This window comes from Porcincola sp. LCP21S3_C12, from assembly GCF_052118625.1.
In the GTDB taxonomy this organism is placed as follows: Bacteria; Bacillota; Clostridia; order Lachnospirales; family Lachnospiraceae; genus Porcincola.
Map to the genome: position 1 here is coordinate 1 of NZ_JBQKGW010000069.1, position 874 is coordinate 874.

The following is an 874-nucleotide window of genomic DNA, read 5'->3' on the forward strand; positions in this document are numbered from 1 at the left end:
CCCTGATCAAAGACCTGCTCCGGAATGAAGGCGGTCGTACTAGATACCCACATGTTGAGTCTCAGCTGCTTGAACACTGCTTCCTCGGCGGGATTTTCCAGCGCCTCATGGTAGTGCTCCCTGACACGCTCGATGTCGATCGTCTGTCCGAGGCTTGGATTTGCTTTATACCAGTTCTTCTCATCGTGCCAGTCCTCATCGTCTTCCAGTCCATAGACAACCGGGTAAAAGGTGTGATCCACGCGCTGCCCGGAGAGGATATCCTTTGCCTTCTGATGCAGCTCGTAGCAGATCGAGTTCTTGTCGGTTCCAGCCGTCGTGATCAGAAAGAACAGTGGCTGCTCACGGGCATCACCGGAGCCCTGCGTCAAAACATCATAAAGCTTTCTGGTCGGCTGGGCGTGGACCTCATCGAAGACCAGACCGGAAACGTTCAGGCCGTGCTTGGTTCCCACCTCTGCAGAAAGGACCTGATAGAATCCAGCGTTGCTGTAATTCACAATTCGTTTCGTTGCCGCCATGATCTTTGATCGTTTCAGAAGCGCAGGTGTCATGGAAACCATCTGATGAGCAACATCGAAAACGATACTGGCCTGCTGCCGGTCTGCGGCAGCGCCATAGACCTCGGCAGACGGCTCGTTGTCTGCGTACAAGAGATACAGCGCTACCGCTGCAGCAAGCTCACTCTTTCCGTTCTTCTTCCCGATCTCGATGTAAGCGGTCCGGAACTGACGCTTGCCGTTCTCCTTCACGATGCCGAACAGGTCACGGATAATCTGCTCCTGCCACGGGAGAAGCCAGAACCGCTTCCCAGCCCACTTGCCTTTGGTATGACGGAGCATCTCGATAAACTTCACAGCCCGATCTGCCTTGG

1 protein-coding gene is annotated in these 874 nt (G+C 54.6%); it reads right to left on the reverse strand.

Translation table 11 applies throughout. The features are described from left to right. Window positions 1-874: terminase large subunit domain-containing protein (locus ACTQ1N_RS12665; RefSeq protein ID WP_441957009.1), on the reverse strand; the 874-nt coding region annotated here is incomplete at both ends.